We start from the raw sequence: 24085 nt of genomic DNA on the forward strand, positions 1-24085 counted from the left end.
TGACATCAAGCGCTTGAATTGATTTCAAGCGTTTGAAAAAACTCCATCATGATTATCCGAAAAATGAAAAGAACAACCCTCACCCTCGCCTCCGTCGGCGCGCTTGCGTGCGGCTTTTGCTCCTCCGTATCGCATGCCCAGGAAACACTTTACTGGACAGATACCAGCACTACGTGGGCCATCGGCGTCCCTGAAACCGCTGTCTCCCCCCAATGGTCGACAACTGCCGGCGGTGCGATGGATCAACGGTGGACGAATGGTTATTCGGCTGTGATCAATGCGAGCGACGCACAGATCATTCTGGCTCCCAATGACCGTGCCGTCAGTGTGGATACGCTTGCCATCCAGGGCGTGGCTACCCTCACCGGCAGCGGGAACAACACCCGCATTTTGACAATCACCGGTGGAGGTTCAGGTAATCTGACACTGGCGACAACGTCCGCCAGCACGGCGGTCAATGGTTCGTTTTTACGACTTGCCGGGACGAGCGCCTGGAACGGAACGATCGCCACCAGCGCTTCGGCCGGGGAGGCAGACAAGAATCGTGTGCAGATACAACAAGTGTCAGCCGTAAGCATCGCAACCAGGCTCAGGATCGATGGCGCTCGCATGGAATTGAGCGCGGGAACGTCCAACACCTACACCATCGGAGAACTGCAGGGTCTGGGGGGAGCGCTCCGCTTTGGAACCAACGCTGCCCAGACTACGACGCTGATCATAGATCAGGCGACAAATACGGCCTATGCAGGAGGATTGGAAAAAACCGGCTCGGGGTCGGCAGTATTGGTAAAAAAAGGAGAAGGAACGCTGACTCTGACCGGAAGTTCCGCACTGGACGGGTTCCAGATCGGTGCAGGCAAGCTCATCGTTGATGGAACGCTGACCGGAACTGTTGCTGTGGCGTCCGGCGCGACACTCGGTGGTGTTGGCTCGGTGGGAGCGGTGACTTTGAATGATGGGGCCGTGCTCAGTTATTCGCTCGGTGTCGGTGCGCAAAATCTCGCCGTTGCCGGTTTCGTGAAAGGCACCGATGGCACTTATGTTTTCGATTTTGGCGGCACGGGCGCCGCAGGGGAAACCTACACCCTGAGTTCGGTGGTTGGCGGTGGTTTTGACGTATCGAATTTTTCCGCCATCAATCTCGCTGAGGGTGTGACTGGCGTATTCTCGCTTTCCGGTTCCGAACTCAAGTTCGTGACCACAGCGATTCCCGAGCCTTCAACGTATGCGCTTCTGGCTGGCGGCGTGCTCCTCGCCGGAGCACTGGTCATGCGCATGCGCTGTCGCTGACCGGTTCACGGCGGGTAATCCGTTCATGATGCGTATGACGGGTTACTTCCTGTTTCCATGCCATCTCCCGTCCTCCACCCTGTCCCCCATCCCGATTTCCCAATGCATTCGATTCCCCAATCTTCCCCTCGTCCTGTTCCCCGCGATCGCGCAGCTTTCACGCTGGTCGAACTGCTCACGGTGATTGCCATCATCGGAGTATTGGCCGGCTTGATACTTGGAGCCATCGGCAGCGTCCGCAAGCGGGCGCGCGACGCCGTGTGCATTTCCAATCTCCGGCAAGTTTATGTGGCGTTGAATTTGTATGCCAACGACAACAAGGGTAAGTGGCCGACTCCACTCAGCCATGGTTCCGAATTTACCCGTTTCATTCCGGTCCGTTGGTACAACAATGGACAAGACTGGTATGGCAGTTCACAGCGAAACAAGGCTCTGGATCCCTATCTGGATAATTTGGATGCAACCATGTGCCCGACCGTAGTGCTGCAAAAAATGCGTGGTCCTACAGAGCTGCAATACTGGTATGTGAATAGCAGCCGGGATTCCAATGTGCCTGATCGTAACCAGACGGAACGTATCAACAATTCGGATCCTTATCCTTCCCTTGTCTGGTGCACATGGCCAAATTATTCCTCATTGGGAGCGCCCCATTCAGGAGGACGATCGATGAATGTTCTCAACTGGGATGGCCGGGTGAAAGCCGTGCCGCACACCGAGTGGAGATCGAGTGGTTATCCGTGATAACTCCATCCGCCGCGCGCCCTGCGCGATAAAAGGAGCGACGAAACGGATACGCAACTGGCTCCGGTCGACACGTGGGTGATGCCATCACGGATGATCGGAGCGGCTTGCATGTAGCGGTCGATGGCGGCGCGGCGTGTTTTCTTGTGATGGAGAGTAAGGGCGTGGGTGTCGCCGGAGAGCGCCATGCGGCCAGGAAAAGTAGCGGCGAATGAGTGTACTCGAGTCGATGGCGGGCATTGGTGGCGCGGAGCAGGGCCCGGACTTACACTGGTGCGGAAGAATTTGCGTGTGGAGGCGGACCCGGCGCCGAGCGGGATTTCGACTGCCGCCTGTGCGTCGGAAAAGGATTCCGGTGCATATCAGGAAATGTCCTGGACGTGGTGAGCGTGGTGTGTCGCACGCTTGCCGGCATGCCGCCTGGGCGCATGGACGTCAAAAAACCTCGCGGCACGGCGACAAGCGCCGGCCCTACAGGAATTTTCCGTCTACAATTTGGGTTATTTTGAGATGCTCCATCTCGGCCAGCGCCTGCATCGAGGGTTCGAGCCGGTGGCGCTGAAAGAACCATTTTTAAAGACAAGGCCGGGCCGTTCGATGCTCAGAAGACAGAAGAATTTTTGACCGCCTTCGAGATGCCGGCGAAGAGATTTACCGAAAAATTCTGTCGCGCCATCCACCGTATCGCAGCCGTGGCCGACGGAGTCGTGGGGTGCGTCATTGCGTGGTCAGCATGAAGGCGTCGATCTGGACGCACTGGAGTCCGGTGATGAGGGCGGCCTCGGCTTCCATGGCGGCGTCGGACTGGCCGCCGAGGAGTTGGGTGTCGGCCTTGAGTTCTCCTGCGTTGCCGGGGCGCGCGATGATCTCGAGTTTATGCGTGCCGGAGGGAAGGGGAGAGGAGAGGGCAAGGCGGTGCCAGCCGACCTTGATGTTGTTCACGCCAATGCCTGCATTCCACGGGTTGAGGTGCAGGGCGTCGGAGGGCCTTTCGGCGGCGGGAATCGTGCCGACGCGTGTGCCGTCAATGCGGATTTCGAGGTCCATGGCGGGGCGATCCATGCGGCGAAGCCAGAAGGTGGCGGCGTTGCCGGGACCGGTTGTCTTGAGGGTGTAGCGGGCATGCCAGGTTTTGCCGGCGGGTGGGTTGAAATACGTATTCATGCCGATGGCGGCGCCGCCGGGACCGCTGTAACGGCTGTAACCCTCGACGCGGGGCTGGACGAAGGTGGTTTCGTCGGGCTGCTCGGCTTCCTGCCAGGCGACGACTTGCGCGGGGGCGACGCCGGCGGGCAGCCAGCGGTGCCAGGCAGGAGCATGGGCGGCGAGTAGTTGATCTACGGATATGCCGGAAAGGATCGCAGCCTCGGGCTGGCCGGTGTCAGGGTGGTGATAGCCTTTGGGCAGGTGGGCGAGGTAGTCGGGGAGGTCGCCTTTTTTCTGTTCGTAGGGCGGACGGATGAGGGTGAGGCGGTTTTCACCGGAGGAGAGTTTTTCCGGCGAGAGCGGTTTGCCTGCGAGATTGGTGGCAGTGGCGGTGGCGGGGAGGCGAACTTCGGCGCGGTCGCGCTCCACACAGGTCCAGACGAGGAGGCGTCCGTCGGGGAGGGTCTGGCCGTTGAGGGATTCGGTCTGGAAAACGCGGTAGCCGAGGATGGTTTCGCGGAACTGGTCGAGCGTCATCCATGCGGGCGCCGGCGGAATGAGGCCGATGCCGTTGGCGGTGAAACCGTCGAGCGGAGGAGTGGCGGGAGTCGTGGCGGGGGATTTCGGATTTGAGATTTCAAATTTCAGGAGGGAGGGCGAGGCATTGCGGAGGGCGTTTTTTTCGGCTTCGGTGAGGAGGTCGGTGGCGGCGAGGACGCTTTTCCAGGGGGCATCGAGGTGCATGGCGGGGACGATCCAGCGTCCGTCGGGAGCCATGCGCATCTGCGCGACGCGCTGGGTGTAGTTGCCATGCATGGCGTAGGGGAGCGGGTTGGCGGATACGATCTCGCGCTCGCGCAGGTAGGCGGGATACCAGCCGTGGACTTCAGGCAGGTAGGAGGAGAGACGAGGAGCGGCTTCGAGAGTCTTTTGCCAGGTGGCGAGCCATTCGAGCTGGCGCGGATCGCGGAGGAGTTCGGTGACCTGGAAGTTGAGCGGGGGATCGAACGCGAAGCCGAAGGTATAAAAGCCTTTGGCGCCAAATTTCAGCATCTGGTCGAAGTCGTGGAGGAGCTGGATGCGGTCGAGGTAGCCGACGTAGTTTTTCTGGCCGTCGAAGGCGGCGGCGGAGGTTTCGGTGACGAGGGTCCACTGGCGGCGGCCGGAAGCGATGGCCTGGGCGTAGGGAATGAGGGAATTGTGGTAGGCGAGGCTGTCGCCGTAGCAGTAAGGTTCGTAGCCGAGCCCGTCCTGGCCGCCGGCGAGGGCGGGGTTGATGAACCAGTCGTTGAAGAAGGTGTTGTGTTTGAGGATGACGGGGACGTCGGCGATGGATTTGAGGACGTCGGCAACGCGGCTGATGGTTTGTTGGGCGAAGTAGCCGCGGAAAAGTTTGAGATCGCGAAGGGAGGGGGAGGGACTGCTGCCGCCGGCGAAGGCGTGGACGGAGAGGGTTTCGGAGTCGATCCAGTAAACGGTGTCGTCGGTCTCGCGCAGGGGGACGAGACGGGAGACCTGGGAGAAATCCTCGAGTCGCGCGTCGGGCCGGCGAGGTTGCCAGGCGGCGTTGAGCGCATCGATGGAGCCGTAGCGGTCGAGGAGCCAGTGTTCGTAGGAGCGGCGGACCGGGGCGTCGGTGCAGAGAGTGACGGGACGGGCGTGGAGTTCGTTCTGGAAGGGGTCGATCCAGAGGCGGAGACCGGGGCCGTAGGCGAGGCCGCCGTAGGTTTCGCGGAGGCTGGCGATGTAGTCGTCGAGGCCGGCGGAGTAGCCAATGACGTCCTGCGCGCCCATGACGAGTTGGGGCGTGTAAACGAGCGTGCGCTTGCCGGTGGTCGCGCGGAAGCGGAGGTCGAGACAGAGGTCGGTTTTGTTTTTGCCTTTGCCGTCGGGGTCGGAAGCGGGTTCCGGGACGAGGGTGCCGGAGCCTTTTTCAAGGAGGGCGTTTTTGTCGTCAAAGAGCGCCCAGAGGACGCGGTGGACAGGGCGGATGTCGGCGGTGTTGGTGGTGGTGCGGATTTTCCAGGAGTCGGCTCCGGAGGGGATCTCGACTGGGACGGTGGCGTGGTATCCGAGACTGCGATACGCGGGTGTGCTGGAAACGTGGAGGCCGTAGCGCATGCCGGCCTGCTCGGCGGCGTTGATGGTGGCGGCGAGAGCGTTGGGATCGGAGCGGAGAAAAAAGGCGTTGAAGTAGATGTCGCGCAGTCCGTAGTCGCGCAGGACCTGGAATTGGGCGCGGAGGAGATCGGTGGCGGTGCGCTTGACGGGGGAGCCATCGGGGTCGCCTTTGTTGGTTCGCCAGGTGTTGCTGGTGTTGAACATGCCGCCGACGGGAACATAAGGCGCGCCGTCCCAGAACATCATCCCGGAATCGTTGACGCTCCAGGGGTGGGCGCGGAGGTTTTGGGTCTCGCGATAGATGCCCCAGGCGTGGGCGAGTGGCGGGGGGTTGGCAGGGGCGGTGGAGGTGGTCAGGTCGAAGGAGGCGGTGGCCGTGGCGGCGCCGGGTTGGTCGATAGGGACGAGCTGGAGGGTAATGTTGCCGGCGGGGAGGCCGGGAGGAAGGTCGATGGTGTGGGTTTGCTCGCGGGTGGCCGGCGGGGGGAGAAGCTGACTGGTGTAGAGGGCGCGGTTTTGGGTGAAGCCAAGCCAGAGTTTTGTATCGGTCCAGGAGCGGTTCCAGGTGACCTTGAAGGTGAGCTGGCGGGGGGAGGAGGCGGACTCCGCCGGAATGAGTTGAATGTCGGTGATCTTGCCGTGAAGAGGGGTCCGGGTATTGGCGGCGACGAGAGTCTGGCGTTCGGTGGCCCGGCTGATTTCGTCATTGAGGGCGGCAAATTCGTGGTGCGCCCCGAGGTTCTCCATGAGGGCGCGGCGGGCGATGTCGTCGGCGCGGATGTTGAAGGCGGCGGCTTCGTCGGCGGGGAGGCGGGTGGCGAGGGCGCGGGAGAGTTGTTGTTGCTTTTCAACGACGGCGTCGGGTTTGTCGGCACCCTTGGGAGTGAAATCGCCACGGGTGAGGAGAAGGACGTCGAGAACGAAGAAAGGGATGTCGCCGCGTTTGCGGGTGCCGGTGAGCTCGATGCGGATGCGGTGTTCTCCGGGAGCAAGTTCGAGCGGGGTGGAGGTCCACGGGTGCCACTGCATGACAAAGGTCTTGTTGAAGACGGCGCGGTCGGCGGCGGGACCGGGTTGCCAGGTTTGCCAGGGCTGGTCGTCGAGCCGCCAGCGGGCGGGAGAGGACCAGTTGGGGTCGTAGTTGCGGCCCCGGAGATACCAGGGAGCGGCGGAGTCTGGCGCAGAGGTGGCGGATGCAGGGGGGATGGTGAAGGTGTATTCGATGAAAAACGACGACGAACGGCTGGCGTCCCGCACATTCATGACGGCGGGGGCGCGCTTTTCGGAGAGGATGTCCCAGTCGGGATTGTCGGGAAAATTGGTGGCGGACGGTTTTTCAAGCCAGATGAAGGTGGCGGCGGTGGAGGGGACGGCATGCGCCGAGACGTTAAGCAATAATGCCAGCAGTACGCCTGCGGACAGGGCAAAAGGTGCGAGCGGGGAGAGGCGGAGTTTTTGTTTCATGAAGAGGATATGAATTATGTTTTCAAACGCTTGAAAAAATTCAATTCTTTTCTCTCCGATTTCTGTTTCGCGGGTTTTTTGCCGTGTTGCAGGCAATCGGAGATATCCGGGCGAGCAGCCCGTCGCCGCTTCCGTATGAATTCTGAAATTGTATCCATGGATCAAACACGAAATGTCTTCCCGTTCGATGATTTGCCTCCCCCCGTGTGGCGGGGGCAAGGGGCGGACGGGGAAACGAAATGCCGGAGGGTGCAGGGTGAGCCGGTGCTGCTGGTGCGGGAGGCGGGCGAAAGGGAGGCGTCGGGCCGGTTGTTGTTTTCCCCGGAAAGGATTCTTCGGGTCCGTAACTCTGGCGGAACGGTGGTTTATCCACAGGAGCGGATGCGGGGAACCCGCCAGGGGACGGGAGGGAGGGCGGGCGGCGGACGGTTTTGGATGGAGTTGCCGGCACCGGCGCTTGGCAGGGATGAGCTGTTCCCGCCGATTGCCGGCGCGCGCACGATCGAACGGCATCGCGACGGGCGGCGCCTGATTCACTTTTCCGAAGGGCATTATTTTCACAGCCTGCAGGTGTGTGTGGACTACGAGACGGAAGAGAAGTGGAGCGGTCCGTTGCCGGTGGGCAGGCAGGAGGATTTGCCGGGGATGGCGGAGCGGTTGGCCGGGGGAAGGGGATTGCGGCTGGCGGTGCTGGGCGACAGTATTTCGACGGGAGCCAACGCATCGGGACGATGCGGGGTGGCGCCGTTTCAGCCGTGGTATGTGGAGCTGGTCGCCGAGGGCTTGCGACGGGGCGGAACCCGCGAGGGGACGCGAGGGGACGGGCGGTGGAAGGAGGTTGTGGTGAGGAATTTTTCGGCTGGCGGGAAGACGGCGGCATGGGGGGCCGATCGGGCGCAAATGGAGGCGGTGACCGGATTTTTCCCCGATCTTGTGGTGCTGGCTTTCGGCATGAATGACGCTTCGGCCGGCGTGAGCGCGGACGGGTTCGGGGCGAGCGTCGGGGGCATGATTCGTCATGTGCGCAGTATGCTTCCGGATACGGAGTTCGTTCTGGTGTCCGGAATGAACGCCCATGACGCGTGGCATCTGGCGCGGGCGGATTTGCACGAAGCCTATGGCAGGGTTCTGGCGGAGCTGGCTTTGCCGGGCAGCGGGATCGTGTTATGCGATGTCCGTCCGGTTTGGGACTACGTGGCGGGGCGCAAGGGGTTCTGGAGCATGACAGGGAATGGGGTGAATCATCCCAACGATTTCGGACACCGGCTTTACGCGGATTGCCTGCTGGCGGTGCTCGGATGCGAGCGGCAGGGCAAGGGGGGTGGTCAACCGGGACTGGCGCAGGATTCGCGTTCGATGATGGTGGAGGGGACGGTGATGATTTGATGAGGGATGGCGGGCGTTTTTTTACGCATCAGGCCGATCAGGAGGTCAATGGCGCGGGTGGCGAAGTTGCCGCTTTCCAGCGAAACCGTGGTGAGGGGAACGGGGCCCATGAGCTCATCCGAACCGACATGGTAACCGAGGAGGCTGATGTCGCCGGGGATGTTGATGCCGAGTGCGTGCAGGCTTTTGGCAAGGCCGCGCGCGAGCGAATCCTCGGCGGCGAAGATGGCAGTGGGCCAGTCCGCGCGCGGACGGCGGGCAAGCTGCATGGCGATTTCAATGCCGCCGTGTTCGTGGTCGGTGGCAAGGAATGTGTCGGCGTCGGCGAGCGGGAGGCCGAGTTCGGAAAAAAGTTCGCGGAGGATGCGCAGGCGGAGCTGGAACATGTCACCGCGTTTGCCTTCCATGCCGGCGGCGGTGGCGATGGCAATGCGGCGGTGTCCGAGCGAGAGAAGGTGTTCGAGGCCGAGCCGGAGACCGCTCCTGATGTCGATACCGATCTGGTGGCAGGGGACCGTGCGGGTGTCGTCGTCGTGTATCAGTCCGAGCAGGACGGCGGGGATGCCGGCGTTGTGGAGCAGGGTTGCGGTTTCCCTGAGCGAGGTGTCGAAGACGTCGGGCGCCCAGATGACGCCTTCGACGCAGTTTTCGCAGAATTGCTGCATGCCTTTGCGCTCGCGTTCCATGTCCCACCACGAGAAGTGGACGGAAAGGGTGTAACCGGCGGCTTCGCCGACGCGCTGGAACTCTTCGAGCGGGGTGGCGAAGAAGCGGCTCATTTCGGTCAGCATCACGCCAATGACGCGGGTGGCGCCGCCGGAGAGGGAGCGGGCGAGGCGGTTGGGGTAGTAGCCGATTTTCTTGGCGGCGGCCTCGATGCGTTCGCGGGTTTCGGTCCTGATGCGGGGGTCTTTGCGAAGAGCGAGTGAAACCGTGGAGAAATCGACGCCGGCCTCGCGGGCGACGTCCATGATGGTCGTGCGTTTGCCGGTGGACGCGACGGCCGGGGCGGTCGAAGACGCGGCGGAAGACGAGCGGGCCGGACGTTTGCCCGAGGGTCGGCCGCGGAGTCGCGCCTCTTTTTTTTCGGAAGCCATCGAGCCGTTTCAATCGCTTGAAGGAGGCTTGTCGACTGGTTTGTCGCCTGCACACGGTTTTTTGTGCGGCAGCGCGGTATTGGTATTCCCGAAAACCTGGGCGATGCTAGCCGTTACTTGCGGTCCGGGTCGCCGAGGTTGAGGCCGGTGATGATGCGGGAGCCGCGTTGCCAGGTCCAGTAGGCCCAGGTCCATTGCAGGAAAATGACGAGGCGGTTGCGCAGGCCGACGAGAAAGTAGAGGTGGATGGTCAGCCAGGCGGCCCACGCCGCCCAGCCTCGCCAGCGGAGCTTGCCCACCTGGGCCACGGCGGCGCTGCGGCCGATCGTGGCCATGGAGCCCTTGTCGCGATAATAAAACGGCCTTCGCGGGCGGCCTTTCAGATCGGCGAGAATCTGGCGGGCGGCGTGGCGCCCCATCTGCGCGGCGGCGGGAGCCACGCCGGGCACGCGCACGCCGCGCGGGTCGGTCAGCGCGGCGAGGTCGCCGGCGACAAAAACATGATCGTGGCCGGGAACCGCGAGATCGGGCGCGACCTGGACGCGACCGCCGCGATCGAGCGGCACGCCGGCAAGGGTGCGCGAGACCGGGCTGCCCTCGACGCCGGCCGCCCAGATCGTAACGACACTGTCGATACGTTGTTCGCCGGCCTGCACCCAGCCCTGGCCGAGGTCGCGGACGGGCGTGCCGAGGTGGACGGTGACGCCCATTTTTTCGAGGCGGCGGCGGGTATAGTCGGACTGCGCGGGGGAAAACATCGGGAGCAGGCGCGGGCCGGCTTCGACGAGATGGACACGGGCGAGTGACGGATCGATGCGGCGGAAATCGTCCACGAGCGCCTGGCGGGCGAGTTCGGCGAGCGCGCCGGCCATCTCGACGCCGGTGGGACCGCCGCCGACCACGACAAAGCTGAGCAGGCGCTGGGCTTCGCGGGGATCGGGCGCGGCTTCGGCACGTTCGAAGGCGAGCAGCATCTCGCGGCGCAGGCGGGTGGCTTCATCGAGCGTCTTGAGGCCGGGGGCGTGTTGCGCCCATTCGTTGCGGCCGAAATAGCCGGTGCGGGCTCCGAGCGCGACGATGAGGTAGTCGTAGGGCAGGGTGGTGGTGGAGAGTTTCACGCGGCGGGCCTCGAGGTCGATGCTCTCGACGGCATCCATGAGCGTGGTGACATTGTCCTGGTTGGCGAGGATGTGGCGGAGAGGCTGGGCGATGTCGGGCGCGGCGAGTCCGGCCGTGGCCACCTGGTAGAGGAGCGGCTGGAAAAGGTGGTGGTTTTGCCGGTCCACGAGCGTGACGCGGACGGCGGGCGTAGCCAGGGCGCGAGCCGCGGCGAGGCCGGCGAAACCGCCGCCCAGAATGATAACGTGTGGAGGCACGGTTGATTTGTTCATGCAGAAGGTGGATTCGTGTCGGCGGCGGCGGGAGGGGTGGCGGTCCCGGAGTCACGGGTGACCAGGTTTTCCAGCCACGCAAGTCCGGCGGGCGATGAGGCAAACCGCAGCGCCAGGCGGGCGAGGCCCGGGGCGTCGAAGAGTTCGAGCCAGAATTCGTCGCGCGCGGCGGAAGGGCGGCGCGTCAGCCAGGCGGTGTGGCCGGGCGCGGGGTTGGCGGGGTCGGGGTCGAGGAAGAGGTGGAGCTGGTGGCGGGTGTCGGCGAGGACGAGGCAGCGATCGCCGAGGCGGCTGACGTGCGGCGTGAACCGGGCGCGGGTGCGGCGGGTGGAGCCGTGTTCGAGAACGCAGTCGAGCGAGTGCGGCGGACAGTCGGGGGCGGCGTTGCCGCGGGTAACCGTCATCAGCATCCGGGCGAGGGCGGCGAGGCTGACGGGGCGGGCGCGTTCGGGGCCGAGAGCGCGGGCGGCGGAGAGGCGCCAGGCGGGCGTGGCGCCGGTGGCCAGCGAGGGGCTCCAGGCGGGATCGGCGGCATCCCAGCGGGCGGGGAGATTGTGGCCCCAGGCGGCGGGCGGGCGGGCGTCGGGGACGAGGGGAGCGGCGATGGACCAGCCGTCGCTGGCATGATCGGAGAGGAGGATGTGCCAGAGATCGGTATCGCGCGGGGCGATGTGGAGCTTGAGGAGACCATGCCCGTTCTCGTCGAAAATCTGCCAGCCGAGGACGCGGCCGCCCGGGGCGGGTTCGTCGACGGCGAGGGCGAGCGACCATTCGGAGAGATCGATCTCCGTACCGGTGGAGAGCTCCATCCACCAGGTGCCGGCGCAGGGCCGGAAATCGGGCCGGATGCCGGCGCGGGCGAGCCCGGCGGTGCGGGTGCGGACGACGAGGAGGACGGAGGAAAGTTCGTTGAAGGCGCGGAGCAGGGCCGGCCAGTCGGTGGCGAGCCGGACGCAACGGGTGCCGTTTTCAGCGGTATGGACCCGGCTTTTCGGCACCGCCGGCCAGGGGACGTCAGGGCAGACGGGCAGTTGCATGAGCGAGGCGCCGGCGGCTGCGACAGGCGTGGCGGCGGGTCCGGAAGCGGAGTGGCGGGAACCGGTGAACGGGAAAGGATTATCGTCGCGGAGCATGTGGCCGGCGGGATGAAAACAGGATGGTCGGGACGGGAAATGGCGGGAGGTTGCCTGCGGCCGTGACTAGACGGCGCCCTCATCCGGGGGCGGGAGGACGCCGGCGGCGAAGGCCGGAGAGGCGGCGACAAGGACGCTGACGCGAGCGTCGGGACAGAAACAGGCGAGCCGGCAGGCAAGGCACCAGACGGCGTGCTGGGAAACAGCCTGGCCGGGCGAGAGATGAAGGGTAAAGAGCCCGCCGGCCGGCACTCCGTCATGCCCGGTCGCGGGTTTGAGGCAGAGGTTTACCCCGACATCCCGGGCACAGACCTTGGCGACGTCTTTGAGGTACCGGACCGTATCCTGATCGGGCGCAAGGACATCGCAATCGAATGAAGGCCCGGTCAATCCGGCGCGAAGCGATCGTGATCCGACAGGGAAAGGGGGATCGGCATTTCTTTCAGGAATGAGACTCATTATCAATAAATGAGCCTGACGACCTTGCCGGCAGGGTTTCAAACTCTTTTTTTCGAGGGTCTGGGTGCCGATGCGGGTGGTGTCCCGGAACGGAGGAACCGCCTTCCCCGCTTGGGCTACGAAGTCATCGCGACGAGTTTCTCAACGTCGCAAAGCGCCACATCCACTCGTCCGCGGACGAATGTCGTGTAGCACACATAGCGGTCCTGTGCACAAAACTGTGGATGCGGATGCACATGGTAACGCTGCAACGCAGGTGGAGGATAATCCGAATGTGACACGATTTCAGCTTCACGTCCCGTATTCCGGTTGATGAACACCACGCGATAAATGCCGGTATGTGGTCCCGGTATGCAATCGGCGACGATCAGCGCCCCGTCGGCGCTCGCGTGCGCGTGCGAAACCGTGTTCGACGCCCACAGTAACTCCGGTGTGCGCCGTTCCGCCTTTCCGGACACATTGACCCGGAAGACACCCTTTCCGTAGTGCACATAAAATACATGCCGTCCGTCCATTCCCCACCATTCGTGGCCATGCTTCGTGCGCGCATCCGCGACTATTTCTGCTGTAGTATGCGCGTAATGCGGATTGCCCGGATGTATTGCCCCCGCAAGCGGATCGGCAAACACCGGCTCCGCCACGCCTCCGCTATTGCGGCGGAGCAACCACAGGCGATTGTCGTAGCGCGTAACCTCGCCCGTCACCGGATGCACCGAATGATCCCGCGCCAGCAATTGCAGATCCGGGTCGACCGGGCTGAACTGCGCATGGTTGAAACACCGGTCAAACCGGCCCCACAAAACAAACTCGCCACCATTCAGCGGCAGATGTCCGACCTGCCATTCGTTGCCGATTTCCACGTCGAGATTCACCGCCTTGCGGTCGGCCGAAAACGTCAGGTGGGTTGCCAACCGCCACGGGCGCCGGTTCCTCGCCAGTTTTTCAGGAAACCGGTTGACCAGCGTTGCCCTCGTATCTTCTGATGGACTACGCTTCCAGACTTCCAGTCCCGAGCACCAGTAAACTTCTCCCGTCCGCCCGTCGACGAGCGGAGATGCGTCGGTGAAATGGGTTTCCGGAAAGTGCGTGACTGTCCCCTCCGCCAGATCGGCCACGCCGAGCGAACGTCCCTGGTTGGCATTCCCGCTTGGCGGAAATGCGCAGTAAAACCAGCAAAAACGCCCGTCGTCGCCAAGGCTCCGGTTCACGAAATAAAACGACTGCTGTACCGGAGCTACCCGCGAATTCAGGATAAAGCTTTCCACACCTGATCCGGGATCCCTCCACGACTGGAAAAGTCCGGATTCCACGAGCAGTTTTTCGGTGGACGAGATGGCGGTGTCCGGAATTTTTGTAAACATGATCTCCGGGGAGGAATGGAGGTTAAATCATTAAGGCAGGCTCAAAAATCAACACCCTGACCGCCTCAGGATTCCAGCAGCCAGTCCACATAAAGTGTCGCGGACCAGCCATAGTCATGGATTGCCTGATGCGGATGGCGGCCCGGGATGTTTTTGAGTTTGCGCAGCAGAAACGGCGGCTCCACCTGACGGCGGTCGTCGAAGTATTCGAAAAACGTACCCCATGTCGCGCATGTCCGCTCCAGTTCCGCCAGCGTGAGCGTGCGCAACCGGTCGGCGGCGGCGCTCAGGCCGTAGCGGCGGAGGCCGCGCGCCACAAGCCAGTTGATGTTGATCCACGTCGGGCCGCGCCACATGTCCTTCGAATAGCTGGCCGCATCGCAGGCGGCGATCGAGGGAATCGGAAACGCGGTGCCGAAGGTCGCGGGGTTTTCGAGATGCGCGGCGAGCTCCATCGCCTGACACAAATCGGGAGCGCCGCAAAGCAGCGGCAGGAAGCCCGCACTCGACAGGATCCCCGTGTGCCGCCCGGTCCGGGGATCGAGGTCGCAATAGAGCCGGTGTTCGTCCGACCAGAGTTTTTCGTTGATCAGGGCGCACAGCGCGGCGTGGCGGGCGGACCAGCGTGCGGCCTCGTCGGGGCGGCCGAGGAGAAGCGCGAAGGCGGCGAGCGTCTCGTATTCGCTGGCCTGGTACGCATTGAAATCCGGCGCGTCGAGAGGGACGGCGATGTCGAAGCGCGGAGAGTTGTCCATGCCGCTCTCGCCGCTGCGGCAGTCCGGTGTTTGCTCGATGAACCATTCGAGCAGGCCACCGCCGTCGGTATCGCGGTGGGCGGCGTTCCACTCCACGCAGGCGCAGAGCTTCGGATAGAGGGCGGCCAGCCAGGCGAGGTCGCGTGTCTTTTCGAAAACGAGACTGGCGCCGAGCGCGAGGACGGGAGGTTGGGTGATGTCGGAACGTCGCCTCGGGTTGGCCATGTGCGGCACGAAGCCGTCGGGCGCCTGGACGTCGAGCACGGCGTCGATCATCTGCTGTGCGAGCGCCGGGTCGATGTGCCGCCAGCCGATGGCGTGGAAGGCGGAGTCCCAGAGCCACATGTCGCGGTGCGGCCAGCGGTCGGGCGTGGTCCAGGGGTGACGAATGATCCCTTCCGGTGAGCAGACCTGCCCTTTCATCTGCGAGAGCGCGCGGACGAGAGGATGACGGGAGGCGGCGGGCACGGGGCGGGGGAGTCGGGGAAGTTGCCGTTTCAGCCAGTGGAGGCGCGTGCGGACGATGGCATCGAAATCGATATCGAGCAGGGCAGGATTGAAACGGGCCGAGGAGCCGACAAGCAGGCGACCGTTGCCGGAAAGGGACGCAATCGCGGCGGAAGCGGCGTGCATTTCACAGGAACCTTCGACCAGGAGATGGTGCGCATCGAGCATCACGCCGCGAATGAGCGAACCGTCGTCCGCCTGCGCTTCGAACCAGTCGCCGGTGACACGGGATTGGCCGACCCGATGGAGAAACCGCACATGGCCCGGTCCGGGAAACTTGCAGTCGATCCCGTCGGGAACCGTCCGTGCCACGAGCCCGTGGGTGTAGTCGGCCGGACCGTCGAGATGGGAAAAGGCGAGCAGGTTGCCGGTGTGCCAGCGGTGCGAGACGGGAACGGATTCGGGAGCGTGCGCACGGGCGTGTGCGGACTGGCGTGGTGGTGTGTCGAGTACGGAGGAGGCCGTGTGCATGATTTCGTTGCGCCAAGGGAACGATACGCACCGCCCGGCCGCGAGAAGGCGGCAGGTGAAGCGTTCAGTCCGCCATGCCCACTGTGTAACTGATGTTACGCAGGCCGACGGTGGCACGGGCTTCCAGCCCGTGGACGACGCGAAGCGTCGTCGGTTAGCGTGGCATGGGCATCCTGCCCATGATTGCCGGGAGGAGAGGGGGGGGAGGGGGACGCTTGCAGGGACGGGACGCTTGCGGCGCGGAGCGCCGTCCACGGGCAAGATGCCCGTGCCACGTCGCAAGCGCGTAACATCAGTTACCGAACGTAAGTGCACAGGTTCCGGGGGGAGGAGGAATCACGATTTCCCGCGCCCGGTGTAGGTGCATTCCGGTCGTGTGCAACGGCTGTCGAGCGAGGCCAGCCAGGTGTCGTAATTCTCCACCCACTTGCCTTCGATGGAGATGATTTGGGGGTGTCCGGGCAGGCCGATTTCGTTCTGCTGGAGCAAGGTGACACAGTGATTGCAGGCCATCCGGCCGACAACCCAGGAAATTTTGTCGATACCCTGTGAGCGGGAGTCCGCGTGGCGGATATTCATGTTGACGTAGCGAATGTCGTCCGGAGGCGGACGGCGGCGCACCTTTTCGTAGTCGAGGGGAAAGTCTCCCCCGGCGCTGACGATTGCATCCGGACGATATTTCCTGATCCATGTGTCGAGATTTCCCTTTCCGTCGTCGGATGCGTTCACGGGGAGGCGTCTGTTGCGCGGCAGGGTGTCGTTGAAAAGTAAATACGCGGAGCGCCACAGGCTCCAGACCTTGGCATCGTCTCCGATCCTGATGTTGAGCCCGATGCGTCGGCAGCCTGCCTCGGAAAGCCGGTGAAGGACGGTGAGCATTTCGCGATAGTAGTCGGTCGTGGCCCGATGCAGCAGGGGAGTGGTCACGGAGTAGTCGAACGTCACCGCGGCGAAGCGTTCCCACGCGAGCGGAAGATGCGTGCCGGCCTGCGGAAAACCGGCGACGAGCAGCCCCCGGATGCCTCGTGCCGACAGCATGTCGCTCATGCGGGAGGGAGTCATGTCCGGGGCTCCGAGGTGAAAAGTTTCCACCCGATAGCCCAGCTCGCTGGCCCGCTCGGTCGCGCCGAGGTAATAATCGTGCTGGGAAATCCATGACCACTCCTCGTAACGGGCAAAACTGCTCAGGAAGGCGATGGTCTCGTGATACTCCGTCCCGCTCTGCGTGCGCAGGTGCTGCATGAGCGTGGCGAGCTTGGGGTCGGGATGATAGCCGAGGCGGTGTGCCACGGCCTGCGCCCGGGCGCAGGTGGAGGCGGCGATACCCGGATGGTTGCGCAGGGCCATCGAGGTGGCCGCGAGGGAGAGGCCGGCCTCGCGTGCGATGGTGCGCAGGGTGGGGCGGCGGGGAGCGGGCGGAGCCGGCGAAGCAGAAACAGCCGGAGTGTTTTTGGGGCTACGGTTGGCCATTTGAACGCTTCAGTAGCGTCGCGGTTGTGCCACGACAAGGGTGAAACATCGTGGCTGCCATCCAGGCGGCCAGCCCGCCTTACGCCCGCACCCGTTAAGTCAATACCTTCAAAAATCATGAAAGCGAAATATCTGTTTTCCCTGCTCCTTCCTGCCATCTCCCTGTGCGCGCCCCTCGCCCGCGGCGCACTCGTCTTCGAGGACGATTTCAGCTCCGGCGTGGGCAACTGGTCAACGACATCGACGGCGTTTGCTTTTGCGGCAACGAACACGGCTGGTCCGGCTTCAGGCAACCCGGCCGGCGCATTTTCCCGTACCGGTGCGGGCGACAGCAGCGATACCCGCCACGCCGCTTATGCCAGCTTCGCCCCGGTAACCCTTCGAGCGGGTGAAACGATTACGCTCTCCTTCGATTACAAGGGGATCGAATACGGAGCAAATACCGGCAACTATTTCGTTTTTGGCTTGGCGAATTCAAACGGCACGGCGCCTGTTACAGACGACAAGGGGTACCTCTCCGGAATTCGCGCCGATTCACGGCCGACCGCGGCGCAACCATCGGTTCAATCAGTGGGCACCCGATACTACCAATATAAAGCAGGCCTTGTCGCTGCGATGGGCGATGGCTATCTGGGTGATGGAACCAGAACTGGCAGTACTTTCTACCTGAGCGGCGAATCAGGAATAGCTCTGCCTGACGGGACCGCGACAAGAGCCACAGACGGCTATATTGATGATGTTTTTCACTTCAGCCTGTCCATCACCCGTGAGGCCAACGGTGACCTGACTCTTCTTTCAACCTTTCTGAACAAAACACTCTCCACCGAGGCGAATCCCGTTTCGTTTACCTCAACCATCGTCATATCTGCTGAAGATGTAACGACCTACACGCTAGACACCATCAACATCGGCGAATCACGCCGGGGAACCTACTTCGCGGTGGACAACGTCCTGGTTGACTATCAGGCCATCCCCGAGCCGGCCACCGTTGCAACCCTTTTGGGTCTCGGTGCGCTGCTGGCTTGCGCGTTTCTCCGCCAGCGTCGGTGATGCTCCTTCCCCCCCTCCCCCTATACGTTTTCTTTCCAAGTCTGCCCGCACGCTTCTTTTTCACCGCCATGTCTTTCTCTCTTCGCCTGCTGGCCGCCCTGGTCAGCCCGGCTTGCTTCATTTCTGCCGTCACTGCCGCCGCGGCACAGCCCGAAACGCTCTTCAGCGACGACTTTGCAACCGGCGTCGGTCCGGCATGGAAAACCACCCATCCTGCCTTTTCGCTGAGCGCAGTCACCGCGCCCGCGCAAAGTCCCTCGGCTGGCAAGCCTGCCGCCGTGTATGCGCACACCGGCGCGGGTGACAAGGCGGACGACCGCCACGCGGCTGGCGCGACCTTCCCGCCCGTCACGCTCCAGCCCGGCGAAACACTCACCCTCTCCCTCGACTACAAAGGTGTCAGCTACGAAGCCAACACCGGCAACCGGATCCTCTTCGGCCTCGCCGACAGCAACGGCTCCGGCTCCCTGGCCGGCGGACGCGGTTATCTTGCCGGCATTCGTGCCGACGCCCGCGCCGGCAAAGCGGGGGGGCAGGCCAACGCCCACGGAAATTTTTACCAATTCGATGCAGGCCTGCCCGGCCGCCATGACGCCGGCTCGCTCGGACGCGAACCCGACGGCAAAGGGTTTTATTTTTACGGCGCACCCGCCACCCCCGACGCCGGCGGAAACCTCGCGGACGCCTTTCATCTCGTATTCGCGATCACCCGCAAGCCAGCCGGAGACATGACGCTCCGGGCGTCATGGAAAAACATTACGACCGGCCAGGCCTGCGCCATCATCACCACGCTCCCCGCCGGCCAGACGGCAGCGCCGCTCACCCGGTTCGACACCCTTGCCATCGGCGGTGCGCGCCGCGGCAACACCTTTGCCATCACCAACGTCACCGTAACCCGCACCGCCGCGCCCGTGATCGCCGCCGACCCTCTCGAAAAAACCTCCGCCTACTCGCTCGAAATCACCCCGGACGGCCTTCCGACAAAAGACTATTTCCCCATCGGCCTGCGTAGCGGCGGCACGCCGCCCCAGGTCGTCCGTCTCGTCGCCCACGTCGGCTTCAACCTCTGGCAGGACTACCAGGTCGCCCGCCCCGAAAACAACAAGGCCATTACCACCACCAAACGCGGTGCCGACGATACCGCCGCCCTCTTCACCCACGGCATGTTCGGTTACACGCAAGCCAAAGACCAATCCATGCCGCCCGGCGCCGACGGCAAGCCGCTGGACATGAAAAAACTCCCCGCCGAGGCGCCTGGCTACGGCCTCGTCACTCTCGGCATGAACGAGGACGGCGATCCCGGACGTCTCAGCAGCGGATCCAAACAAGCCTTCAACATCTTCAGCCCGGGACGCCGCGCCCACCACATCGCCAAAAAACGCGTCACCGGCGAAGTCGTCGGGGCCACCTGGCCGCTTGGCAAACCCACCCTCTTCTGGGGCATGGAAAACGAATGGGAAGGCAGTCTCAACTACGCCCCCGAAGCCAAAGCCGCCTTCGCCGACTGGCTCGCCAAAACCTACGACAACAACATCGCCGCTCTCAACGAAGCCTGGGCGCCTGACGTTTCGTCCGCCGCCGCGGCTGCCGCCAGATACCCGAAAAACACGGCCTTCACAGTCGCCGCTGCCGCGTCCGTTTCCGCACCGGCTTACAAAACGTTCGCCGAGGCCGCCGCCAATCCCGCCCGGGGCGACGATTTTGTTCTCCAGCCCGGCGCGTATCTTGACTGGTACACGTTCCAGAGTGAAGCCTTTACCGATTTTCAGTCGGAATCCGCGCACACCCTCAACGAGGCCGATCCGCTGCATCGTCCGGTTGTTTACAAAAGCACCCAGCAATCCATCGACATGCCGATCGTCATGCGCACGCGCGGCACGTTTGACCACGAACGCTTCGCCAACCTCATGCGCGACATCAGCGGCGGCCTCTACGGCGTCAACATCTACGGTTCCGGCGACCGTCAGTCCTATGAAATCAATTACATCTATCACTGTATCCAGCCCCTCGCCGCGCGACCCGGTCCTTACGGGGTCATGACCCCCGAAATGAACAACCACAACGGTCCCGGCGACCAGTGGGCCGCCACCTACTGGCGCGTTCTCCCCAACGGACTCAAAGCCACCAACTATTTCGCCCCTGGCTACAAAGGCGCGAAAAATGACTACGCCACTTTCGGGCACATCGATTCCGTCACCGGTCTGCCGCGCGACAAGATGTTCTACGCCGCCCGCTGGGCGCACATGATACACCGCACCGAAGCCCTTTGGAAAAACGTCCAGCCCGCCGCCGCCCTTCCCAAAGTCGCCCTCCTCCTCCCGCGTCGCGACGCCCTCATCGGTCTCACTGCTCCGCATACTCCCAGCAAGTGGGCCAGCCCCGAAAACAACCGCGTCCAGCTCTACCGCTGGCTGCGTCAACAGGGCTATTGGGTGGACATTCTTCCTTACGACAAACTCGCCGCCCCGTATCTCACCCCCGCCCGCTATCAGGCCCTCTTCCTTGCCGGCGCCGAACACCTCACCCCGGCCGAAACCGCCGCCATCACCGGTTACGTCGAAACCGGCGGGCTCCTCGTCGCCGACGAACGCCCCGGCCACTACGACGAACACCACCGCGTCCGCCGCCAGTTCGAAAATCTCCTCGGCCTCGCCTTCAAACGCTGGGACAAAGCCACGCGTTACGAACTTTCCGGCGACTACAAGGGCATCACCGTCAACGGCCTCGTTCCGTTCGATGTTCGCACGGCCACCGTTCTCGAAAAAACGCCCGACGGACATCCTCTCGTTACCCAACGAAGCCAGGGCAAGGGTCGCGTTCTCCATTTCGCTTTCAGACTGGGTTCCATGTACTCGCCCGACGACGTCGAGAACTTGCGCCAGCTTTACGAGGCCACCGCCGAAAACACCGCCGACACCGGCGAGGATTTTGTCGAGAAATCCACCGCCCGTTTCCGCGAGGGACGTCTGATCGCCGCATATCTCGCCCGCAACCGTATCCGGCCGGCTTATACCGTGAAATCACCGAAGGCCCAAAATGCCCTCCAGCCTTGGGTTCGTCTCGAACAGCCCAACACCGACGCCAACGGCAACCTCGTTCTCACCTACAGCACCGACGCCTCGCGTCGCACCAGGGACCGCCAGCCCGTCTTTCCCGCCGCCACCGCTGAACTCACCCTTCCCGGCGGCCCTTGGTCCGTCGCCGTCTACGCTCCCGCCGAACACGCCGGTCTCGGCCTCCTCCCTCTCCAGGCACTCGGCGACGACCGCTATCGCATTGCGTTGCCCGAACTCGAAACCGCAGGCGTCATTTATCTCCTCAAAAATTACGCCCCCCTTCTCGGCATTCCCCAGATCCGGGGCGTTGCGCCCGCCCCGGACAAACACGCCGCCCGCGTCAAACCCGGCCAGACTTTCCCTGTGACCGTGCAACTCCTCCAACCTGCCGCTTCGCTCCCCGCCGGAGGCGTCCTCCGCCTCGAAGCTCTCGAAGGATGGACGGTCGCACCCGAAAAAATCACCACCGACGCACTCCCGCCCGACACGATCAGGGAATACACCTTCCAGGTCACCGTCCCCGCCGACGCCGCCACCCATCCGGGCCCCGACCTTCCCCCGCTCGTCGCTCGCTGGAACGACGGACGGCAACAGGATCGCGCCATCTGCACCGCCAACGTCGAACTTCTCCCCTCCACCCCATGAACACGAACACCCGCGCTGCAAACACCCCCACGTGCTCGCACCCCGCGGCATCCTTGCGCGCCTTCACCCTGATCGAACTGCTCACCGTCATCGTCATCATCGGCATCCTCGCCGCCATCATCATCCCCGTTGTCGGCAAGGCGCGCTCCGCCGCGCGCAATGCCAACTGCATCTCCAACCTTCGCCAATATGGAATCGCCGCCACGGCGTTTGCCGAGGACAACCGGGGCCGCCTCCCGCGTGCCGGCAGTTGGCAGGACAGCCTGGCTCCCTACTTCAGCATGAAAAACCGCAACGCCGAGTCCAGGCTCTGCTGCCCGGATTTCGCCCGCCGGTTCTCCGAATATTTCCCGACCCAGACCTGGACGAACCTCGGCTATCGCGGCTATCAGTTCAACCGGAACCTTTCCAACATGCCTTTCTACCTCATCCAGAACCCCTCGCGCACCCCTTTGCTCTGGGACTCTGCTGCCGGCGACAAAACGGCCAAGGACACCTCTGCCTACACCGGACGCCACAGCAGTTTTCTCCATCCAAAATATCGGCATTCCGGCAAAATAAACCTCCTGATGTCCTCCGGCGCTGTCCTGAACCGGAAAGGCGTTTACAATGCCGACGAGAACGAAAACGACGTCAATCTCACCGAAGCCGAGGGTGGCATTGTCTGGAGCAAAAACGGCCAACCCTTTTATTGGGAAGACAGCTATCCCAAGGCGTCGTCTTATTGGGAACAACAGTAGCCCTGAGCTTCGCCTCCCCGGTCGAGCAACGCCACAAGGCTGCGAGTCTCCCTCCGCCTTGCAAGCAGTCGGCTCCGGCCATGTCTGAAACGTCGGAAGGGAGCTACGAAGCCGCGAACAGATCCGTTACGCTGATTTTCAGGTCCGGCAGCGGAGGGCTTGTCAGTACGCGACCTTCGGTGAGGGTGGCAAGGGGGACGTCGGCGTTTTCCGCCAGGTTGTAAACCTTCACGACACACGCGGCGGGATCGCCAATCCAGTAATTCCAGCCCCCCTGTCCGGGCATAGATGTCCCTCTTCGGACCAGGATCGAATTTCGCCATCGAGGGAGACAGGATTTCCACGACCAGTTCGGCGCGCCGTTGGCCCCCCTCGCCGGTCAGATAACAGTAGCGAACTTTCGAGAAATAACACAGGTCCGGCTGAGAGACATATGTTTATACCCCGGGAAACCGCGTTGCGCCGATGGAGTCATTTGTTACTCACTACGAACTTCGCTACATTGGGAGGAGTATCGCCGTGAGTCGTGCCTTGCTGGTATTCGATGTGCTTCGAAACGGAGTCCGGGAGATTGTTGTAGAGGACCGTAACGCCGGAGGGCGGGCAGACGTAGTCGCCGAGGCCCGACGTGATCCAGGTCTCGGCGCGGATGCGTTTGGCGTGATTGACCGGATCGAAATAGTCGAGCGCCCGCGTGTAGTCGGGACGCCAGCCTTTGAGGCGGTTGAGTGTCACGCCGCCGAGGTCGCATCCCCAAGGTTTCCATGCGTTGCAGCGAGTCACGTCGGGATCGAGACCGGCGGCGAGCAGCGCCTGGAATCCCCCCTGACTGCCGCCATTGACGATGAGTGTTTTGCCGTCCCATTCGGGTTGCGCCTTGATGAACTCCAGCGCGCGCAGGGCACGGAGAGCGACGCCATAAAAGTAGGAGGTTTCGGGTCTGGCGTTTTCCTGATTGTTGAACGCGTAGCTTTTTAGCGTGGTCTTGCCGAGGTGGGTGTAAAATTCGGCGGACTGTCCGTTCTCGATCCCATGTACGTTTATATTGAATACAAGCATGGGGGTCGAGGATTTGGCAACTTGCGCGTCATCACGCGAAGCGGAGCGGATGCCGTAGCCGTGAAAATTGACTTGGGCCGTGGCGGATTGGGGCGCGGCATTTTTGGTTTTGCTGAAATAACCGGAGACGGGCTTGGGCGCGGTGTCACCGGCGGCGATGGGACCAGCGCAGGCGATTTTCACGTCGAAGGTTTCCACACCGGGATGCGTTTCGGGGAGCAGTTTTTTTTCGAGAACCTCGAGCGGTACGTTGGCCAGAGCGGCTTTTTGCGCGGCCCAATACGCATCGAAGTCCGTGGGCTCGGGCACGCTTTGCAGTTTTTCGGGCTGCACGCCGGCGCCGCCATCGAAGACGACTTTCTTTTTGCTATCGTTGACGAGTGTCTGGCCGTCGGCACCGATGGCGTTGACAAGGATGCGAACGAAGCCGGGTTTGGCGGTCGAGGTGGTGATGACGAGCGGCGTGACGTTGGAGACGGCTTCGCCTTTTTCGGTGAGGCCGTCGTCACCGGTGCGCGTCCACGAAAGGCGCGTGCCGGTGACGGGCTGGCCGTCTTTTTCGAGGCGAATCTCGAAAATCATTTTTTCACCGGGAGCGTAAAATGGGGTCGGCTTGTCGTTCCCGCCGAGAAGCAGCAGGTCGCCGGCAAAGCAGAAGGCGGCGGTGAGAGCGAAAAAGAGCGGGAGCAACAGGAGGGGGCGGGATTTCACAGGATGGAGATTGTAAAACTTGATTATTCGAG

The 24085-nt window shown here is 63.1% G+C and carries 17 protein-coding genes; 5 read left to right on the top strand and 12 right to left on the bottom strand.

Annotation, left to right across the window (positions count from 1 at the left end; genetic code table 11):
• Positions 1 to 48: 48 nt before the first annotated feature.
• Complete coding sequence (locus OPIT5_14655; GenBank protein AHF91271.1) at positions 49 to 1290, top strand: anchor protein; 1242 nt, start codon at positions 49 to 51, stop codon at positions 1288 to 1290.
• A gap of 42 nt (positions 1291 to 1332) precedes the next feature.
• On the opposite strand, the gene OPIT5_14660 is transcribed toward OPIT5_14655, so the two are convergent.
• The 3 genes from OPIT5_14660 to OPIT5_14670 form a co-directional block, all read right to left on the bottom strand.
• Positions 1333 to 1638, bottom strand: a complete 306-nt coding sequence (locus OPIT5_14660; protein AHF94401.1) for a hypothetical protein — start codon at positions 1636 to 1638, stop codon at positions 1333 to 1335.
• A 383-nt stretch (positions 1639 to 2021) separates the two neighbouring features.
• Positions 2022 to 2219: a hypothetical protein gene (locus OPIT5_14665; protein AHF94402.1), complete on the bottom strand. Its 198-nt coding sequence runs from the start codon at positions 2217 to 2219 to the stop codon at positions 2022 to 2024.
• Positions 2220 to 2748: 529 nt separating this feature from the next.
• Positions 2749 to 6858: a hypothetical protein gene (locus OPIT5_14670; GenBank protein ID AHF94403.1), complete on the bottom strand. Its 4110-nt coding sequence runs from the start codon at positions 6856 to 6858 to the stop codon at positions 2749 to 2751.
• Between the two features lie 60 nt (positions 6859 to 6918).
• Here OPIT5_14670 and OPIT5_14675 point away from each other — a divergent pair, with 60 nt between their 5' ends.
• Complete coding sequence (locus tag OPIT5_14675; GenBank protein AHF91272.1) at positions 6919 to 8148, top strand: lipolytic protein G-D-S-L family; 1230 nt, start codon at positions 6919 to 6921, stop codon at positions 8146 to 8148.
• Here OPIT5_14675 and OPIT5_14680 read toward each other — a convergent pair.
• The 7 genes from OPIT5_14680 to OPIT5_14710 form a co-directional block, all read right to left on the bottom strand.
• On the bottom strand, positions 8088 to 9245 hold the full coding sequence (locus OPIT5_14680) for a hypothetical protein (protein ID AHF94404.1): 1158 nt from the start codon (positions 9243 to 9245) through the stop codon (positions 8088 to 8090). The genes OPIT5_14675 and OPIT5_14680 overlap by 61 nt on opposite strands.
• 113 nt (positions 9246 to 9358) lie before the next feature.
• A complete protein-coding gene (locus OPIT5_14685) occupies positions 9359 to 10636 on the bottom strand; it encodes an FAD-dependent pyridine nucleotide-disulfide oxidoreductase (GenBank protein ID AHF91273.1) in 1278 nt (425 codons plus the stop codon).
• On the bottom strand, positions 10633 to 11769 hold the full coding sequence (locus tag OPIT5_14690; GenBank protein AHF94405.1) for a hypothetical protein: 1137 nt from the start codon (positions 11767 to 11769) through the stop codon (positions 10633 to 10635). The genes OPIT5_14685 and OPIT5_14690 overlap by 4 nt, the downstream gene beginning before the upstream one ends.
• A 66-nt stretch (positions 11770 to 11835) precedes the next feature.
• Positions 11836 to 12159, bottom strand: a complete 324-nt coding sequence (locus OPIT5_14695) for a hypothetical protein (GenBank protein AHF94406.1) — start codon at positions 12157 to 12159, stop codon at positions 11836 to 11838.
• Between the two features lie 185 nt (positions 12160 to 12344).
• Positions 12345 to 13589, bottom strand: coding sequence for a hypothetical protein (locus OPIT5_14700; GenBank protein ID AHF91274.1), 1245 nt, complete (start codon positions 13587 to 13589; stop codon positions 12345 to 12347).
• A 65-nt stretch (positions 13590 to 13654) separates the two neighbouring features.
• Positions 13655 to 15439 carry a flagellin biosynthesis protein FlgM gene (locus tag OPIT5_14705; GenBank protein AHF91275.1) on the bottom strand — a complete coding sequence of 595 codons (1785 nt, stop codon included), beginning with the start codon at positions 15437 to 15439 and terminating at the stop codon, positions 13655 to 13657.
• A gap of 219 nt (positions 15440 to 15658) precedes the next feature.
• Positions 15659 to 16792, bottom strand: a complete 1134-nt coding sequence (locus tag OPIT5_14710) for a LacI family transcriptional regulator (protein ID AHF91276.1) — start codon at positions 16790 to 16792, stop codon at positions 15659 to 15661.
• 117 nt (positions 16793 to 16909) lie between these two features.
• Between OPIT5_14710 and OPIT5_14715 the strand changes: the two genes are divergently transcribed.
• The 3 genes from OPIT5_14715 to OPIT5_14725 are packed head-to-tail and all read left to right on the top strand — an operon-like array spanning position 16910 to position 22283.
• Positions 16910 to 17842: a hypothetical protein gene (locus OPIT5_14715; GenBank protein AHF94407.1), complete on the top strand. Its 933-nt coding sequence runs from the start codon at positions 16910 to 16912 to the stop codon at positions 17840 to 17842.
• Positions 17842 to 21543 carry a glycoside hydrolase family 42 gene (locus OPIT5_14720; protein ID AHF91277.1) on the top strand — a complete coding sequence of 1234 codons (3702 nt, stop codon included), beginning with the start codon at positions 17842 to 17844 and terminating at the stop codon, positions 21541 to 21543. Before OPIT5_14715 ends, OPIT5_14720 begins: the two co-directional genes overlap by 1 nt.
• Positions 21540 to 22283, top strand: coding sequence for an N-terminal cleavage protein (locus tag OPIT5_14725; GenBank protein AHF91278.1), 744 nt, complete (start codon positions 21540 to 21542; stop codon positions 22281 to 22283). Before OPIT5_14720 ends, OPIT5_14725 begins: the two co-directional genes overlap by 4 nt.
• 103 nt (positions 22284 to 22386) lie before the next feature.
• On the opposite strand, the gene OPIT5_14730 is transcribed toward OPIT5_14725, so the two are convergent.
• Both OPIT5_14730 and OPIT5_14735 read right to left on the bottom strand, forming a co-directional pair.
• Entirely contained in the window at positions 22387 to 22569 is a 183-nt protein-coding gene (locus OPIT5_14730) for a hypothetical protein (protein ID AHF94408.1), read from the bottom strand.
• Positions 22570 to 22754: 185 nt separating this feature from the next.
• On the bottom strand, positions 22755 to 24053 hold the full coding sequence (locus tag OPIT5_14735) for an acetyl xylan esterase (GenBank protein AHF91279.1): 1299 nt from the start codon (positions 24051 to 24053) through the stop codon (positions 22755 to 22757).
• Positions 24054 to 24085 lie beyond the last annotated feature (32 nt).

The sequence above is a fragment of the Opitutaceae bacterium TAV5 genome, assembly GCA_000242935.3.
Lineage (GTDB): Bacteria > Verrucomicrobiota > Verrucomicrobiia > Opitutales > Opitutaceae > Geminisphaera.

Excerpts from the sequence above, each read along its gene's own strand:
- OPIT5_14700 (AHF91274.1), bottom strand. The coding sequence starts at position 13,589 with ATGTTTACAAAAATTCCGGACACCGCCATCTCGTCCACCGAAAAACTG.
- OPIT5_14675 (AHF91272.1), top strand. The coding sequence starts at position 6,919 with ATGGATCAAACACGAAATGTCTTCCCGTTCGATGATTTGCCTCCCCCC.
- OPIT5_14730 (AHF94408.1), bottom strand. The coding sequence starts at position 22,569 with ATGCCCGGACAGGGGGGCTGGAATTACTGGATTGGCGATCCCGCCGCG.
- OPIT5_14690 (AHF94405.1), bottom strand. The coding sequence starts at position 11,769 with ATGCTCCGCGACGATAATCCTTTCCCGTTCACCGGTTCCCGCCACTCC.
- OPIT5_14715 (AHF94407.1), top strand. The coding sequence starts at position 16,910 with ATGAAAGCGAAATATCTGTTTTCCCTGCTCCTTCCTGCCATCTCCCTG.
- OPIT5_14665 (AHF94402.1), bottom strand. The coding sequence starts at position 2,219 with ATGGCGCTCTCCGGCGACACCCACGCCCTTACTCTCCATCACAAGAAA.
- OPIT5_14710 (AHF91276.1), bottom strand. The coding sequence starts at position 16,792 with ATGGCCAACCGTAGCCCCAAAAACACTCCGGCTGTTTCTGCTTCGCCG.
- OPIT5_14725 (AHF91278.1), top strand. The coding sequence starts at position 21,540 with ATGAACACGAACACCCGCGCTGCAAACACCCCCACGTGCTCGCACCCC.
- OPIT5_14685 (AHF91273.1), bottom strand. The coding sequence starts at position 10,636 with ATGAACAAATCAACCGTGCCTCCACACGTTATCATTCTGGGCGGCGGT.
- OPIT5_14680 (AHF94404.1), bottom strand. The coding sequence starts at position 9,245 with ATGGCTTCCGAAAAAAAAGAGGCGCGACTCCGCGGCCGACCCTCGGGC.
- OPIT5_14655 (AHF91271.1), top strand. The coding sequence starts at position 49 with ATGATTATCCGAAAAATGAAAAGAACAACCCTCACCCTCGCCTCCGTC.
- OPIT5_14660 (AHF94401.1), bottom strand. The coding sequence starts at position 1,638 with ATGGCTGAGTGGAGTCGGCCACTTACCCTTGTTGTCGTTGGCATACAA.
- OPIT5_14720 (AHF91277.1), top strand. The coding sequence starts at position 17,842 with ATGCTCCTTCCCCCCCTCCCCCTATACGTTTTCTTTCCAAGTCTGCCC.